Source organism: Bacillus sp. LM 4-2 (genome assembly GCF_000978495.1).
GTDB classification, from domain to species: Bacteria; Bacillota; Bacilli; order Bacillales; family Bacillaceae; genus Bacillus; species Bacillus subtilis.
Genome location: NZ_CP011101.1, coordinates 2,798,983 through 2,814,379 on the forward strand (window position 1 = coordinate 2,798,983; position 15,397 = coordinate 2,814,379).

Annotated in this window: 17 protein-coding genes and 1 other annotated feature; of the genes, 2 read left to right on the top strand and 15 right to left on the bottom strand. The window is 45.1% G+C overall.

The window, feature by feature from the left end; genetic code table 11:
• Positions 1-24: 24 nt before the first annotated feature.
• From egsA to bslm_RS13970, 7 genes are all read right to left on the bottom strand, one after another.
• Positions 25-1,209, bottom strand: coding sequence for a sn-glycerol-1-phosphate dehydrogenase (gene egsA, locus bslm_RS13940; protein WP_046160723.1), 1,185 nt, complete (start codon positions 1,207-1,209; stop codon positions 25-27).
• A complete protein-coding gene (gene araL / locus bslm_RS13945) occupies positions 1,206-2,024 on the bottom strand; it encodes a sugar-phosphatase AraL (RefSeq protein ID WP_015251501.1) in 819 nt (272 codons plus the stop codon). The genes egsA and araL overlap by 4 nt, the downstream gene beginning before the upstream one ends.
• The gene (gene araD / locus bslm_RS13950) at positions 2,002-2,691 is read right to left on the bottom strand and encodes an L-ribulose-5-phosphate 4-epimerase (RefSeq protein ID WP_003229501.1); all 690 of its coding nucleotides are present in this window, start codon (positions 2,689-2,691) and stop codon (positions 2,002-2,004) included. The genes araL and araD overlap by 23 nt, the downstream gene beginning before the upstream one ends.
• A 16-nt stretch (positions 2,692-2,707) precedes the next feature.
• Positions 2,708-4,390 carry a ribulokinase gene (araB, locus tag bslm_RS13955; RefSeq protein WP_003229500.1) on the bottom strand — a complete coding sequence of 561 codons (1,683 nt, stop codon included), beginning with the start codon at positions 4,388-4,390 and terminating at the stop codon, positions 2,708-2,710.
• Between the two features lie 13 nt (positions 4,391-4,403).
• The gene (gene araA, locus bslm_RS13960) at positions 4,404-5,894 is read right to left on the bottom strand and encodes an L-arabinose isomerase (RefSeq protein WP_003229499.1); all 1,491 of its coding nucleotides are present in this window, start codon (positions 5,892-5,894) and stop codon (positions 4,404-4,406) included.
• A gap of 177 nt (positions 5,895-6,071) precedes the next feature.
• Entirely contained in the window at positions 6,072-7,043 is a 972-nt protein-coding gene (gene abnA, locus bslm_RS13965; protein WP_003229496.1) for an arabinan endo-1,5-alpha-L-arabinosidase AbnA, read from the bottom strand.
• 198 nt (positions 7,044-7,241) lie between these two features.
• Positions 7,242-8,327: a M42 family metallopeptidase gene (locus bslm_RS13970; RefSeq protein ID WP_003229495.1), complete on the bottom strand. Its 1,086-nt coding sequence runs from the start codon at positions 8,325-8,327 to the stop codon at positions 7,242-7,244.
• A gap of 183 nt (positions 8,328-8,510) precedes the next feature.
• On the opposite strand from bslm_RS13970, the gene ysdB reads away from it, so the two are divergent.
• On the top strand, positions 8,511-8,903 hold the full coding sequence (gene ysdB / locus bslm_RS13975) for a sigma W pathway protein YsdB (protein ID WP_003229493.1): 393 nt from the start codon (positions 8,511-8,513) through the stop codon (positions 8,901-8,903).
• A gap of 15 nt (positions 8,904-8,918) precedes the next feature.
• Here the strand turns inward: ysdB and bslm_RS13980 are convergent, their stop codons facing one another.
• From bslm_RS13980 to infC, 4 genes are read right to left on the bottom strand one after another with little or no spacing between them, the layout of a single operon-like run.
• Positions 8,919-9,188 (bottom strand): DUF1294 domain-containing protein, encoded by a 270-nt coding sequence (locus bslm_RS13980; protein WP_003229490.1) that lies wholly within the window; start codon positions 9,186-9,188, stop codon positions 8,919-8,921.
• Between the two features lie 56 nt (positions 9,189-9,244).
• Positions 9,245-9,604 carry a 50S ribosomal protein L20 gene (gene rplT, locus bslm_RS13985; RefSeq protein WP_003222420.1) on the bottom strand — a complete coding sequence of 120 codons (360 nt, stop codon included), beginning with the start codon at positions 9,602-9,604 and terminating at the stop codon, positions 9,245-9,247.
• Positions 9,605-9,635: 31 nt separating this feature from the next.
• Positions 9,636-9,836 carry a 50S ribosomal protein L35 gene (gene rpmI / locus bslm_RS13990; protein WP_003222418.1) on the bottom strand — a complete coding sequence of 67 codons (201 nt, stop codon included), beginning with the start codon at positions 9,834-9,836 and terminating at the stop codon, positions 9,636-9,638.
• A 12-nt stretch (positions 9,837-9,848) separates the two neighbouring features.
• A complete protein-coding gene (gene infC, locus bslm_RS13995) occupies positions 9,849-10,370 on the bottom strand; it encodes a translation initiation factor IF-3 (RefSeq protein WP_010886591.1) in 522 nt (173 codons plus the stop codon).
• 58 nt (positions 10,371-10,428) lie between these two features.
• Positions 10,429-10,559 (bottom strand) — a sequence feature (ribosomal protein L20 leader region).
• A 257-nt stretch (positions 10,560-10,816) separates the two neighbouring features.
• Here infC and bslm_RS14000 point away from each other — a divergent pair.
• Complete coding sequence (locus tag bslm_RS14000; protein ID WP_041851081.1) at positions 10,817-11,479, top strand: hypothetical protein; 663 nt, start codon at positions 10,817-10,819, stop codon at positions 11,477-11,479.
• 31 nt (positions 11,480-11,510) lie between these two features.
• Here bslm_RS14000 and lrgB read toward each other — a convergent pair whose 3' ends face one another.
• The 4 genes from lrgB to lytS all read right to left on the bottom strand — a co-directional run bounded on the left by lrgB (position 11,511) and on the right by lytS (position 15,286).
• Positions 11,511-12,206: an antiholin-like protein LrgB gene (gene lrgB / locus bslm_RS14005; RefSeq protein WP_003229482.1), complete on the bottom strand. Its 696-nt coding sequence runs from the start codon at positions 12,204-12,206 to the stop codon at positions 11,511-11,513.
• Positions 12,207-12,227: 21 nt separating this feature from the next.
• Entirely contained in the window at positions 12,228-12,668 is a 441-nt protein-coding gene (gene lrgA, locus bslm_RS14010; protein WP_014477620.1) for an antiholin-like murein hydrolase modulator LrgA, read from the bottom strand.
• Between the two features lie 133 nt (positions 12,669-12,801).
• Positions 12,802-13,527 carry a two-component system response regulator LytT gene (lytT, locus tag bslm_RS14015; protein ID WP_003229479.1) on the bottom strand — a complete coding sequence of 242 codons (726 nt, stop codon included), beginning with the start codon at positions 13,525-13,527 and terminating at the stop codon, positions 12,802-12,804.
• The gene (lytS, locus tag bslm_RS14020; protein ID WP_003229477.1) at positions 13,505-15,286 is read right to left on the bottom strand and encodes a two-component system sensor histidine kinase LytS; all 1,782 of its coding nucleotides are present in this window, start codon (positions 15,284-15,286) and stop codon (positions 13,505-13,507) included. The genes lytT and lytS overlap by 23 nt, the downstream gene beginning before the upstream one ends.
• Between the last annotated feature and the right edge of the window lie 111 nt (positions 15,287-15,397).

Genomic DNA, 15,397 nt, shown 5'->3' on the forward strand with positions numbered 1-15,397 from the left:
TACCCCTTCCATTCGAGGTGCGGGCTATTCATATAGACCATGGTTGATCAGTGTTTTGTTTTCATTAATGATTCTTAATCCGGTGCAGCGGTCTCTTAAGGTATGCGCGTGTCTGAAGGCATTCTTGACAGAATCCTGCCCGACACCGATTTCGTCAAAATACGCAGGGCCTCCGGCTGATCTCAGCCAATCAGCCAGCACTTCTCCTTCCGGGAGAGTTTGATAAGCCGATTGGATGGCTTGCCGCCGGCTCGGTGAAAATTCGTTCAATCCCTCATCCTTAGCGAGCTTTCTGTATGTGTCAGTTAATAAAACAGCTGCACAGCCCACCTTTGCCCCATGAAGAATCTGCGGCCGTTTTTTCTCCATTAATTCCATCTCAATCCAATGTGAAATATGATGCTCTCCGCCTGATGCCGGGCGGGAATGATCTAATGCCAGCATGACAAGCCCCGATAAAAGTAAAGACTCCATCAAAACCCGTATGCCTGTTTCCGTTTTCATCGCAATGTCTTCTGTGTGTTCAATGCAGGCAGCAAGCGCCTCCTGAACAATCTTAGCTCCTGCAGGCGAATAAGGCTCACCGGCAAGATTCCGGGATATTTCCCAATCTGCTAAAGACGTTATTTTACCGAGCATGTCACCAAATCCAGCCGCCACCATTGACTGCGGTGCCGCTTTTAATAGATCCAGATCAGCGAACAGTGCAGACGGGGCCTTCGTTTGAATGGTTGTTTTCGTACCGTATAAAATAATCGGCGCCCCTGCTGATGTAAAACCGTCTACAGATGGAGCAGTCGGATAAGAAATAAACGGCAAATCTCTTTGAAACGCTGCAAAGCGGACGATATCATGAATCGTGCCCGAACCGACTGCGATCATGACATCCGTTGTTTGTTTCGTATGGATCAGCACATGAATGAGCGATCGTTCATCAGCTGTCACATCTCCAGCTTCATTTTCTGGAATGATCAGGCACTCGGCCTGAAATCCTGCTTGATTCAGCTGATTTTCCAGATCAATTCCTGCAATGCGGTGTGTATTCGCGTCGCAGACAAGGACAATATGTTGATTGTTTTTTCGTTTTACATAATCCAAAAGCGAATCAGCTGCTTGTTTACCGAGAACAATTTCTTCAACTTTTATAGGTAACGTCTTTTCTCCGGCGTTTTCAAAAGCACGCTGAACGTCAGCTGCGATACGATTCATATCAGAATCCCCTCCTCAGCCAATTTGGTTACATCCTTAATAGAATCCAGCACATAATCCGGCGTGTACAAACGCTGTTCACCCTGTTTCGCAGAACCAGTTAGCACTAAGGCGCTTTTCATGCCATAAAGCTTCCCCATCGCAATGTCAGATTCAATGCTGTCTCCTATAATCATGCATTCATGTGCGGACAGCCCCATTGCTGTACAGGCAGCCTCCGCCATCAGCCATGACGGTTTTCCGACAACAAGTTCAGTCTTCGCTTGTGCGGAAGCCTCTATCGCCCCAATCATTCCAGCCACATCAATGGCATTTCCGTCTTCGTTCGGAAAAGAGCGGTCTTTGTTTGTAGCGATAATACGAGCGCCGCCGGCAGCCGCTTGAAAGGCTTGATTTAAATCGTCGTACGTGAGCGTTTCATGAAGGGAGATCACGAGCCAATCCGCTTCCTTCGGTTCGCTCGCGTTCTGCACACCGGCCAGCCTCAGCTCGTCAACCAAGCCTTGCTCCCCAAGCACCCATACCTTTGAAAAACGATAATGTTTTTTCAGAAAAGCCGCTGTCACGCTTGATGACAGAACAATGTCGTTTACGTCCGTTTCAATCCCCGCGCCAAGAAGTTTTTTTCTGCACATGGCACGGGAGATATTCCCCCGGTTGCTTAAAAAGACGATTTTCTTTCCCATTCTCCTAAGCGTTTTGATCGCTTCTCTTGCTCCTTCGATCAACTCATTTCCTCTGAATACAGTACCGTCCAAGTCAATCAGAATGCCAGCCGGTGACACAGGCGTATCATGACTGGCCATAATACGCATTTGCTCCGTGTTTTCGATAAAAATGCTTTTCATGCAGGACTGTATTGATTGGGGTTACATCCTTGTTCAGCATAATGGAGTGATAGGCCATTTCGGCAACCGTTTCTAATACAACTGCGTTATGAATGGCATTTAAGGCGTCAGTGCCCCAGCAGAACGGTCCGTGATTATTCACGAGCACACCCGGCACCTGTTCGTAATTATGATGCTGAAAGGTTTCCGCTATGACTTTTCCTGTATTCAGTTCGTAGTCATGAATGATTTCTTCATCGTACATTTCTCGAGTACATGGAATCGCACTGTCAAAATAATCAGCATGGGTCGTGCCTAACGGAGGGATGTCTCTGCCCGATTGCGCCCAGCTTGTCGCCCATTGAGAATGGGTATGGACAATTCCCCCGATATTCGGAAAGGCTTTATATAGATAAACATGGGTAGGTGTATCTGAAGAAGGTTTAAGCGAGCCTTCGACGACCTCTCCATCAAGGTTCAAAACAACCAAGTCATCGGCTGTCAGGTCGCTGTATTCGACTCCGCTAGGTTTGATGACAATTCTTTCTTTTTCACGGTCAATGCCGCTGACATTTCCCCACGTAAAGGTTACCAGCTGATGCTCTTGAAGCTTCAGGTTGGCAGCCAGCACTTCTTTTTTTAATGTTTCAAGCATGCTCCATCACCCTTTATCAATTCTTTTTGGCGGCAGATGAAAATTGAAGATTTTTGATCGTTTTCAGACGCTTCATGACATGGTTTTCTTTTCCGAAATAATGAACCAGCTCTTTATATTCAGCGTACAATTTTTCATAAACCGCGGCGTTTTCGGCATTTGGCGTATAAGTTATATCTTTCAGTTTTCCCATGTTCGCCGCTGCCTTTTTGATATCATCGTAGCCGCCTTTTTCTTTGCCTGCTGCAAGCGCGCCGAAAATGGCAGATCCTAAGGCTGGGGCTTGCGGTGAACCAGAGATTTTAATGTCCATGTTTGTCACATCCGCATAAATCTGCATGACAAACGGGTTTTTCTCAGCTATTCCGCCGGCTGCGAACAGTTCCTCAATCGGAACACCGCTTTCTTTGAATGTTTCGATAATCATCCGGGTTCCGTAAGCTGTCGCTTCAACTAACGCTCTATAAATCTCTTCAGGCTTCGTCAGCAGTGTCATGCCAAGCAGCATCCCTGTTAAATCTGCATCAACAAGAGTTGAACGGTTTCCATTCCACCAATCTAAAGCAAGCAAGCCGCTTTCACCAGGCGCTTGATGGTTTGCTTTCTCACTCAGCAGCTCATGAACGCCAATGTTTTTTTCCTTTGCTTCCTCTTGATAAGCTGGCGGGACACATGTTTTCACAAACCAGTCAAAATGATCGCCGACACAGGACTGCCCGGCTTCATATCCCGCATAGCCCGGGAGAATTCCGTTGTCCACAACGCCGCACATTCCTGGAACGATATGCACCTCTTCACCAAGTAGAACATGGCACGTCGAGGTTCCCATAATCATCAGCATTTTCCCTGGCTCTGTAATGCCGACCGCCGGTACCGAAACATGAGCGTCCACATTGGCAACCGCAACAGCCGTTCCCGGGAGAAGCCCTGTCAGCTTTGCCATTTTTTCAGTCAGACTGCCGGCTTTTTCTCCTACTGAATGAATAGAACCTGACAATTTGTCCTTTGTAATCGTTTTCATTGAAGGATTTAATTTCTCAAAGAAATCATCTGACGGATACCCCGCTTTTTCACTCCACATCGCTTTATACCCTGCGGTACAATTGCTTCGCTTGAGCGAGCCGCACAGCTGGTACACGATCCAGTCCGCAGCCTCGATGATCCGGTCAGCCGCTTCATAAATGTGAGGCGCTTCCTCGGCAATTTGCATGACCTTTGGAATCATCCATTCTGATGAAATTTTTCCTCCGTACCGCTGTAAAAAAGCCTCTCCTTCTTCTTCCGCGATTTGATTGAGCCGATCAGCATGTTTTTGGGCCGCATGATGCTTCCAGAGCTTCACATAGCTGTGCGGCTCCTCTTCATATTCAGGCAGCATGCATAACGGCTGCCCGCTGCTGTCAATAGGAAGGATCGTACATGCCGTGAAATCAATTCCAATCCCGATAATGTCTTTCGGGTCAACGCCCGTCTGTTCGAGTAAAGACGGAATGGTTGTTTCCAAGACTTCGAGGTAATCAGCAGGGTGCTGCAGCGCCCAGTCACGCGGCAGCTTTTGACCCGTTTTTGGAAGGACGGTATCAATGACAGCATGCCTGTATTCTTTTACAGCAGCCGCAAGTTCCTCCCCTGTTTGGACATGAACGAGCACTGCTCTTCCTGATAAAGTTCCAAAATCAACCCCTATTGTGTAAGCCATGTGACATCCCCCTCTACTTTTGAAGCCGGTAAAGCGCCTCGTTCCATTTTAACTCGTGTTTCAGTTTATGAATTGTCGTATCACGGGAAATGAGAACACTTTCGATTCCCGCCATTTCCGCCCAATCAAGCATTTGCTCCGCTGTCAGTTCATAAGACAGGCAGGTATGGTGTGCACCGCCGGCTAAAATCCATGCCTCCGCTGCTGTTTTCAATGACGGCTCCGGCTTCCAGAGAACACGGGCAACCGGTAAATTCGGCATGTCTTTTTCAATTTCCTGGCCGTTGACTTCATTCAGCACAAGGCGGAAACGCCCGCCAATATCAACAATGCTAGCTTGAATGGCAGAACCGCTGATGCCGTTAAATACCAAACGCGCAGGGTCCTCTTTGCCGCCAATCGAAAGCGAATGAACCTCGATTTTCGGCTGATCCAAAGCGACAGTCGGACACACTTCAAGCATGTGAGAGCCCAGAATCATTTCATTTCCCGGTTCAAAATGGTACGTGTAATCTTCCATGAAGGAAGTTCTTTTTCCTTTAGCCATGATTTTCATCATCCGTACAAGGGCCGCTGTCTTCCAATCTCCTTCACCGGCAAACCCATAGCCTTTCTCCATCAGGCGCTGAACGGCAAGTCCCGGCAGCTGTTTCATTCCGTGCAGCACTTCAAACGATGTCGTAAACGCTGTGTATCCGCCTTGCTCAAGAAAAGCGGTTAATCCAAGTTCAATTTTCGCCTGTTCTTTAATGGACGCTACCTTTGCTTCGTCACGTTTTGTTTCCTCACTGATCACATATAGTCTGTCATACTCGGCATAAAGCGTGTCAACCTCGTCGTCCGTAATGCGATCCATCACTTCAACGAGATCCCCGATGCCATATCCGTCAACCTGCCAGCCAAATTGAATATGCGCTCCCACCTTGTCTCCGTCCGTTACCGCGACATGACGCATGTTATCTCCAAATCTGGCAACCTTAATATGTCTGCTTTCATTTAATGCAGCCGCCGTATCCATCCACTGGGACATTTCTTTTTTCACTTCTTCATCATCCCAATAGCCGGCAATGACTTTTCGGCTAAGCCCCATTCTCGAGTTGATGTAACCGTACTCTCGATCGCCATGCGCGGATTGGTTGCTGTTCATAAAATCCATGTCAATCGTACCCCACGGGATATCGCGATTATATTGGGTATGCAAATGCATAAGCGGTTTTTGATAAGAGGAAAGGCCTTCTATCCACATTTTTGCAGGGGAAAATGTGTGCATCCATGTAATGATGCCAGCACATGTCTCACTGTACTCCGCTTCTCTTAACAGCTCTCTAATGGTTTCCGGTGAAGTGACGACGGGCTTATGAGTGATTTTATATCTGGAAGAAATCCCGCTGAGCCCCTCACAAATGCTTTTAGCATGCTGATCTACGAGTTCCAGCGTCTCTTCCCCGTATAGGTGCTGGCTTCCTGTCACAAACCAGAATTCATAATCCTTTGTCTGAAGCATGTAAACTGCCCCTTTCTCATAAAATAAAACGCTTTCAAATACAAAAGATACGTACTAATGATAGAAAATAAACCTATAAATAAATATTTGTACGAACAATTTTATTATAGTAATTGACTATTATACTGTCAATCTTTTCTTTTAAAAAAAGCCGGGGGCAGAGCCCGGCTTTTTAATTCAATAGGACGGCCAGCCCGAGCTCCAATTCAAATCATTGATGAGAAGCTTTGGAATGCCGTTGTCATTGGCATCATAGGCATGGCGAACAAGAATGTTTCCGTTCACAATATCCTGGCCTCCAGGTCCTTTCCATTGGTCATTGCCCGAATCCAAAATGGTGCCTCCGCCTTCAAGCATGCTTTTTCCGCTTTTATCAAGATAAGGGCCTGTAATGCTTTTGGATCTTCCGTAAGCAATTTTGTACGTACTGTTTACCCCGTCACAGCATTTATCAAATGAAACCATTAAATAGTAATATCCATTTTGATACGTAAGAGTAGGAGCTTCTAAGGCACCTCCATTATTCGGTCTAGCTGCAATCGAATAGAGCGAGCCTGTAGGCTTCATTGTACTCTTATCGAGCTTAGTCAGCTTAATGCCGCTCCAAAACGAGCCGAATGCAAGCCACGGGTTGCCATCCTTATCGAATGTCAGCTCCGGATCAATGGCGTTATAATTATTTGAGCTTGTCGAACGGATCACCAAGCCCTCGTCCTTCCAGCCCCCCGAACTGATGCTTGTTGAAGATGCCAGGCCAATGGCAGATGTATTGCTTCCAAAAGAAGAAACGGAATAATATAGCCAGTACTTGCCGTTATAGTATTGGATGTCCGGCGCCCACTGGTTTTGGCCATAATTCGGCACATAATTGGACCACCACGATAGCGGTGTAGTGAAAATGGATTTTTGTACGGTCCAATTTTTAGCGTCTGAAGACTTCAAAACCCGCAGTCCCCGTTCTTCAGTAAGCCCTGTTCCGAGCGCATACCATGAGCTCCCCTCTTTAATCATAGTCGGGTCATGAAGCAGCTCATTGGATGCACCCCAAAACGCTGCCTCTGCGGGAGCAGCAGAAGTGAATATCAAACCTGCAGCCAGAGCTGCACTCGAAAAGTGTAAGAAGCGTTTCCATGTTTTTTTCTTTTTCAATTTTGTTCAACCTCCTTTATTTTAGAAAGCGCTTACAAATTAGATTATTTATCCTCCCTTCCTGTCAAATCGAGCTGCGTATCGTATATCGTCATGTTCAGGAAATTTTCGGTATCCCCTTTATTGTAGTCACTATGCTGTAATTTGTACAGACAAAAAAATAGAATCCGCCTCAATAGGCGGATTCTTCCGTATCTTTTATTGGTACGTAATTTCGTCAACCGTTTTTCGGTCTAACTTCTTAATGACTTCTGTAATTAACTTTACCGCGTTTTCATAATCATCACGATGCAGCATGGCCGCGTGCGTATGAATGTAGCGGGTTGCAATGGTAATGGACAGCGCAGGAACGCCATTTGCCGTCAAATGGATGGCACCCGAATCAGTTCCGCCGCCGGCAATGGCATCAAATTGGTACGGAATGCCGGCTTCCTCCGCAGTGGCTACAACTGCATCGCGCAAACCTTTGTGAGAGACCATGGATGCATCGTAAACGATAATCTGCGGGCCTTTGCCCATTTTGCTCTGCGCTTCCTTCTCGGAAATGCCAGGCGTGTCTCCTGCTATCCCTACATCAACGCCAAACGCAATATCAGGCTGAATGGTGTGTGCAGCCGTTTTCGCTCCCCTCAGCCCGACTTCCTCCTGCACGGTTCCGACGCCATACACTATATTTGGATGATCTGTGTTTTGTAAGTTTCTTAACACATCAATAGCAATCGCACAGCCGATGCGGTTGTCCCAGGCCTTTGCGAGTAGGAATTTTTCATTGTTCATGACCGTAAATTCAAAATGCGGAACGATCATATCTCCCGGAAGTACACCCCACTCCAAGGCTTCTTCCCGGCTTGAAGCTCCAATATCAATAAACATGTCTTTTATTTCCACTGATTTTTTTCTTGCTTCAGGAGACAAAATATGAGGCGGCTTAGATCCGATAACCCCTGTGATTTCTCCTTTTTTTGTGACAATGGTGACGCGCTGAGCAAGCATAACCTGAGCCCACCAGCCGCCAACGGTTTGAAAACGGATAAAGCCTTTATCTGTGATTTGTGTCACCATAAAGCCGACTTCATCCAAATGTCCGGCGATCATAATTTTCGGGCCGTTTTCTGCACCAGTTTTTTTGGCAATTAAACTGCCCAGGCGATCTGTTGTCACCTCATCAGCAAATGGTTCTATGTATGATTTCATCACTTGCCTTACTTCTCTTTCATTGCCCGGTATGCCTTTTGCATCTGTTAAATCTTTCAGCATGGTCAATGTTTCATCTAATTTTGCCATGTTCCAAACCCTCCTTCATCAGTCCTGCATTCTTATTATACAAAACATGGCGCTAACCATACGACTATTTCACTTGAAAATCGGGTATATGTTTTTACAGCTTTCTTTTAGAAAAAGTGAAACCTTTTTCTATGCTTTTCGTATTACATCAGATCATCACCATAAGGGAGGTGCCTTCACACAATGTTTGTCATGGTTCTAAGGATTATTTTGCTTGCACTTTTTGCTTATTGTATTTATGCCGTGGTCAAATATGTCGCGAATCCTAAGAGAAGGCTTAAGCTGGCCCAATCAAAAGAACATTTTTATATTATTGATGAACAAAACAATACCCGGAAGAATTTTCAGCTGACGTATAAAGGCGTGCTTTTTGAGGGAGAAAAGCATATTCCTTCCAAGGATCATCCGCTGTTTATTCACACGATCTTTGTCTGGACAGAATCTCCTGAGAAGCTGAAACATTTCTCTGCAAAAGATTTTGAGAACATTGAAGAAAAAGTGCTGGAACGATATCCAAATTGTAAGATTGACTGGGACCAGCCCATTAAACTCGCAAAAAAAGCAGAAGAGCGTTAAACGCTTTTCTGCTTTTTATAAATCAAACGGGCTGTAGTAAATAGCGATGAGAATCGCTTCTATTACCAGAAGAAGCGGTACTCCGTACTTAAAAGAAGCGTGTTTCGTTTTATGTCTGAAGGTTTGCATGCCAAGCCAGACACCGAGCGCTCCAAACACGATGGCTATCAGCCACAGCCGGTCTTCAGAAATTCTCCACTTGTGCTGCTGCGCTTTGCGTTTGTCAATGCCCATCACCCAAAAACCGCACAGATTAATCAACACCAAATAAGCAGCAATAATCATGTTGCCTCATCCTTTATATAGAAAAAGCCGCTCTGCTGGAGAGCGGCTCTATATGATTACTTGTTTAATTGAGCTTTAGCAGCATCAGCAAGCTGATTGAATGCAGTAAGATCGTTTACAGCAAGATCAGCAAGCATTTTACGGTTTACTTCGATACCAGAAAGCTTAAGACCGTGCATTAAACGGCTGTAAGAAAGGCCGTTCATGCGAGCAGCTGCGTTGATACGAGTGATCCAAAGTTTACGGAAATCACGTTTTTTCTGACGACGGTCACGGAAAGCATAGTTTCCAGATTTCATGACCTGCTGGTTAGCTACTTTGTATAATGTATGTTTTGAACCGAAATAACCTTTTGCTAATTTAAGAACCTTTTTACGACGCTTACGTGTAACAGTTCCGCCTTTTACTCTTGGCATTGAATTTCCCTCCTAATTGTTCCTTATCCGATTACTTGATGTTAGCAAGCATTTGTTTGATACGTTTGAAGTCTCCTGCGCTTACAACAGCACTCTTGCGAAGCTTACGCTTTTGCTTTTGAGATTTGTTGGCGAATAAGTGACTTGTGTACGCGTGAGAACGTTTTAACTTCCCAGAACCTGTCTTTTTAAAACGTTTAGCAGATCCGCGGTGAGTTTTCATTTTTGGCATGGGATTTCCTCCTTATTGCTTTTCGTTTTTCGGTGCGAGCATTAAGAACATGCTGCGGCCGTCCATTTTTGGTTTTGTTTCGACTGTCGCAACCTCAGCACATGCTTCGGAGAAACGGTCTAATACACGCTGACCGATTTCTTTATGAGTGATTGCGCGTCCTTTAAAGCGGATAGAAGCTTTCACTTTATCGCCTTTTTCAAGGAATTTAATCGCATTGCGCAATTTCGTGTTAAAGTCATGCTCATCGATTGTCGGACTTAACCGAACTTCTTTTAAGTTAATGATTTTTTGATTCTTGCGTGCTTCTTTTTCCTTTTTCTGCTGCTCAAATCGGAACTTACCGTAGTCCATGATTCGGCAGACAGGCGGTTTTGCATTCGCTGCAACTAACACAAGGTCAAGATTTGCGCGGCCGGCGATTTCAAGTGCTTCCTGACGGGACTTGATTCCAAGCTGGTCGCCATTTTGTCCGATTAAACGGACCTCACGTGCACGGATACCCTCATTAACCAATTGATCTTTGCTAATAATGAGCCACCTCCATAGTTTCTTCGAATTGATTCACAACTCATTTTGAATGCATTTTGCAGGCAAACAAAAAGTGTGGGCATTATAAAACACCCACACTACGAACATCTGTATCAATAAAAATGTACGGTCAACCTGCCAACTACATGCATGTGTCAATCAGGTGAGAAGCGGGTGCTTCTGCTTGTGATTTATATTCAATTCAATAACTATTCTACACAATACCGGATCTTTAGTCAAGGACGACTTATCCGGAACAACTTTTACATTGTAACATGGGTTTTCTATGAGCGCAAGAGAGAAAAAGAAAATCTTTCATCCCCACCCAGAATACAAAGAACCAACAATTCCCCCCTTATTTCGCAATTTACAACAAAACCACCGACAGGAAGAAATGTAAAACAAAGTTAATCTCTGACCGATATAAGAAGCAGAAGGGAGCCTGACACATGAACAAACTGATACAGCTTGCTTTATTTTTCACATTGATATTAACCGGTTGCTCGAATAGCAGCACATCTTCCGAATCAAAAGTCGAAACTGTTAAGACAACTGCAGCATTTCCTCAAAAGGGGCTGGAGAAAGAGCTAAAAAAACTAAAACCCGTTTCATTGGACATGAAGTTCGAGAGTCCACTTGCTACTGAGTTAGGAAAGCGGAAGGCAAAAGAAGAAGCTGAAAAGCAAAGACAAATCGCCGCCGAGAAAAAGCTTGAAAAAGAGCGGGAGGCGAAACGAAAGAAACAGCAGGAGGAAAAAGCGGAGAGACAGCGATTAGCAGAGCAGCAGGCGGCGGAGAATCAGCGATTAGCGGAAGCAAAAAGACAAGCTGAACTTGAAAGACAGCGGCAGGCAGCAATCCAAAAAGAGCAGAAAGCGAACGCTGAGAAAAAGCGGCAATCACAGGCACAACGGCAGCAGACTGAGGCACCCTCATCTAATAGTAAAAATCCACCATCTTCCTCGAGTCAGACAGATAAAACCATTCAACAGCCAGCTTCAGAGCTTCCTGATGACGATGGTTATGGTTATGAAGAACGAAAAAAGTGGCATGACGATCAAGTAGAATGGGGCATTAAACAAGGGTATATCGATCCCGAAGACGCACCATAAAATAAAAAAAGCCAAGGCATTCAGCCTTGGCTTATCCTCCGATCAGCTGCACGAACACAGGGATGACCAGAACCGTTACCACTCCTACTACGACAACAGCAATACTTGCCATCGCAGCTTCAACTTCTCCCATCTCAATCCCGACCGCTACACCAAGTGCATGTCCGGATGTTCCAAGAGCCAATCCTTTAGAAATCGGATTTTTCACTTTAAACACCTTCAAGAACAATGCTCCGAGCGCATATACGATGACAGCGTTAAAGATGACCGCAAAGGCTGTGATGTCGCTGATGCCCCCGATGCCTTTTGATAAAGGAAGCGCAATTGCCGTTGTAGCCGCCTGCGGAAGCATGCTTTTCATTACGGCCGAATCGAGATGAATGCCTTTAGCGAGCAGATAAACAATCGTGACAGAGCAGATAGAGCCGGCAATAATGGAGGCCATGATTTGCCACCAGTATTTTTTAAGCTTATCTCTTTGTTTGTACAAAGGAATTGCAAATGCGATCGTTGCCGGTTCAAGGAAAAACTTAATGATCTCTCCCCCGTTATTATAATCCGCGTAGGAAAAACCGCCGATTTTTAAAAATGCGATCCCCAGCACCATGGCAACAAACAAAGGAGTGAAAAGGAAGAAGCCTTTCGTTTTCTTAAATAAAAAGGTGCCGATGCCGAATGCAGCAAGTGATACGACAATCCCAAAATAAGGACTCATTGTGCTTTCCATGTGAAGAACCTCCTGTTTCCCTTAATGGTGAACGAGTTCGTTATTGTTCTGCGGGCTTTGCACTGTTTTTGTTTTCATGTCCGCTGCGGTTTTGCGTTTTCCGCTCAGCGAAAGAATCAGCTGAGAAAACAATCCCGTAGCCCCCAGCAGAATAATCGTTGCGAGCAGAATGACAAGAACAATTTGCAGGCCGTATTGCTGCATCACACCAAGCGAATTCATAACAGATATACCTGACGGAACAAATAAAAATCCGATCAGAGAGGTTAAAGACGTTCCGAGCGTCTCCACTTGTTCCAGTTTAATGACTTTCAAACATAATAGGAGAAATAATAAGACCAACCCTACAACCGATGCCGGGATAGGTATTGGGACAATAGCGGCAATCATATTTGAAACCAGCATAATGACGGCAAAAATAAATGCTTGTGTTAAAAACCCGTACACTTTTTTAGCACTCATTTTCTTCACCTCTTTCTCTTTGGTACCCTCATTATAAATAAGAATCCCCTGTTATAAAGCGCTTACAAGATAACATGCCGAATAGCGGGTCTGAGTTGCAGAATCAAATGGGTGAAATGCAAAAAGCCGCCCATCAAATATGGAGCAGCTTTTTCAATTCCTTCGCATATGTCCGGCTGACCGGTATTTTCGATCCGTCTTTCATGATCAGATTATACGTTGAATTAAACCATGGCTGAATTTCTTTAATATATTCGGTATTCACGACAAAGCTCCGATGGACGCGGATAAAATCAGAATCCGGCAGCTTTTTCTCAATCACAACGAGTGTATCGCTGACCGTATAAGAATGATCGAAGGTTTTTACATTGACATGACCATCTTCTGTTCCGGCATAGATAATGTCCTTCGTATCCACAATCACAATCGATTCCCCCACAGATAGCGCGAGCTTGTGCTGGCCGGCATGGCTGTTTTGCTCTGTTTCTACAATATCCCGATTGACTTTTTTATATTTTTTCAGCGTTTGCTGAATTCTTTCTTCATCGAAAGGCTTGGTTAAATAATCAAGAGCGTCCACCTCAAACGCTTTGAGCGCATACTGGTCATACGCTGTCGCAAACACAATAGCAGGAGGATGCTTCATTTTCTTCAATCGCTTTGCGATATCAAAACCGTTTTCTCCGGATAAATCAACGTCTAAAAACAGCAAATCAGGTTTTTGATCCATCATTTGGTCAAAAGCGGATTCGATATTTTCCGCTTCATTGATTTCCATTTCATCATTGGTCCGCTTAAGCAAGTAAGCCAGTTCATCCCTTGCCAGCATCTCATCATCAACTATTAACACCCTGAGCATGTTCTTCTCCCTCTTTCATCTGTTGCATTGGCACTTGAAAGGAAACCTCTGTCCCTTTATGAACCTCACTGCTGATATGCAGTGCAGCCTGCTGTCCGAATAAACCGATCAGCCGCTGATTTAGGTTATAAAGCGCTGTACCGGTTCCCTCCTTAGACGGAAACGGTTTCTTCCCCAGTTCCGGCAAGACGTCCGGCGGAATTCCGCGTCCGTTATCCGCCACCTTCATATAGACGGATGCATCATCAGATAAGACACAGACTGTAACCTTGCATATGTCTTGTTTTTTCGGAAACGCGTGCCGAAGCGCGTTCTCGACAAGCACCTGCAAAACAAACGGAGGGATTTCAATCTGCTCCAGTCTGCTGTCGATATTAAGCTCAATTTTATATTTCCCGGGAAAACGCGCCTGTTCTAATGACAAATAGGCGTTAAGATGGTTCAGCTCCTTTGAGAGCGGAATCAGCAGCTGTCTCGCTCCTTGAAGGTTTGAACGAAAATAAACACTGAGCTGCAATAGGAGCTTACGGGTTTTTTCAACATCTGTACGGCATAACGCAGAAATCGTGTTGATCGCATTAAATAAAAAATGCGGATTCACCTGTGCTTGAAGCGCTTTAATTTCAGCATCCTTGAGAAGTTTGCTTTGCAGCTCTGCTTCCCCAAGCTCAAGCTGTGTCGAAAACAGCATGGCCAGCCCCTCGGCAAGTTCCTCCTCTACCTGACTCAGGCCTGCCGGGCTTTTAAAGTACATTTTTAAGGTGCCGATTGTATTGCCGTTCGATGTCAGCGGTAGGACAATTGCAGCGTGCAAAGGGCATTCAGCATGCGTGCATTCAATCTCTTCCTGCGAAATCGCCTTCATAATATGCCCTGTTTTAATCACCTTTTTGGACAGGCCGGTGATCAAGCTTTTCGATGGGATGTGGTGATCCATTCCCGCACCGACATGCGCAAGGATCTTTTCTTTGTCAGTGAGAGACACCGCATCTGTTCCTGTCAGCTTATGGATAATAGCCGCTACACTTTTACAGGAGTTTTCATTTAATCCTTGGCGGAAAAATGGAAGTGTCTGATCAGCAATCGTAAGCACTCGATGCGTTTCGAGAGCCCTTGCCTGTTCTTCCTTGCGAATGATCGCTTGAATAATAGACAGAAAAATAAAACTGCCTGTTCCATTGATGAGTATCATCGGAATTCCGATCATGCTGACAAGCTCCCAAGCGTCACTGAACGGCTTTGCCATCAGCAAAATAATGATCATTTGCAGTGACTCCATGCCGATTCCCACAAGAGCGGCGATGCGCGGTGTCGGCATTCGATATCGCTTCGTAAAATACCTGCCGATCAAGCCTGCAAGAACACCCGCTAAAATAGATGAGACGGCACAGCTTAAGGCCGTGCTGCCACCGAGTGAAAAACGATGCAGGCCCGCAAGTATGCCGATCCCAGCCCCTACAAAAGGACCTCCGAGAAGGCCCCCGATTTCCACGCCCAAAATACGGGTATTCGCGATAGAGCCCGATGGATCTATCGTAAACACCCAGTCATTGTTTACAATCATATTTCTTTGAATTTCGATGCCTGTATAATTGCTGATGATGCTGAAAAGAGAAAAAATAGAAATTAAAATCGCTTTTCCTTTATAGCCGTCCTGATTCTGAAGAGCTTGTCTGAAAAGTTTCGTATGGGCGAGAATGAACCCTAATATAACAATAATCCCCACTCTCTCCAGCATCATAATCATTAAATGAATCATTCATGTCACCTGTTCTTTCCGTTTTCATTCTAGCATGTTTTCGTTTTGCGGCTGACTGTTTTTTTAAAATCGTCTGAAAACATATTTCACAAGGCTTTTATCTATTGTAAA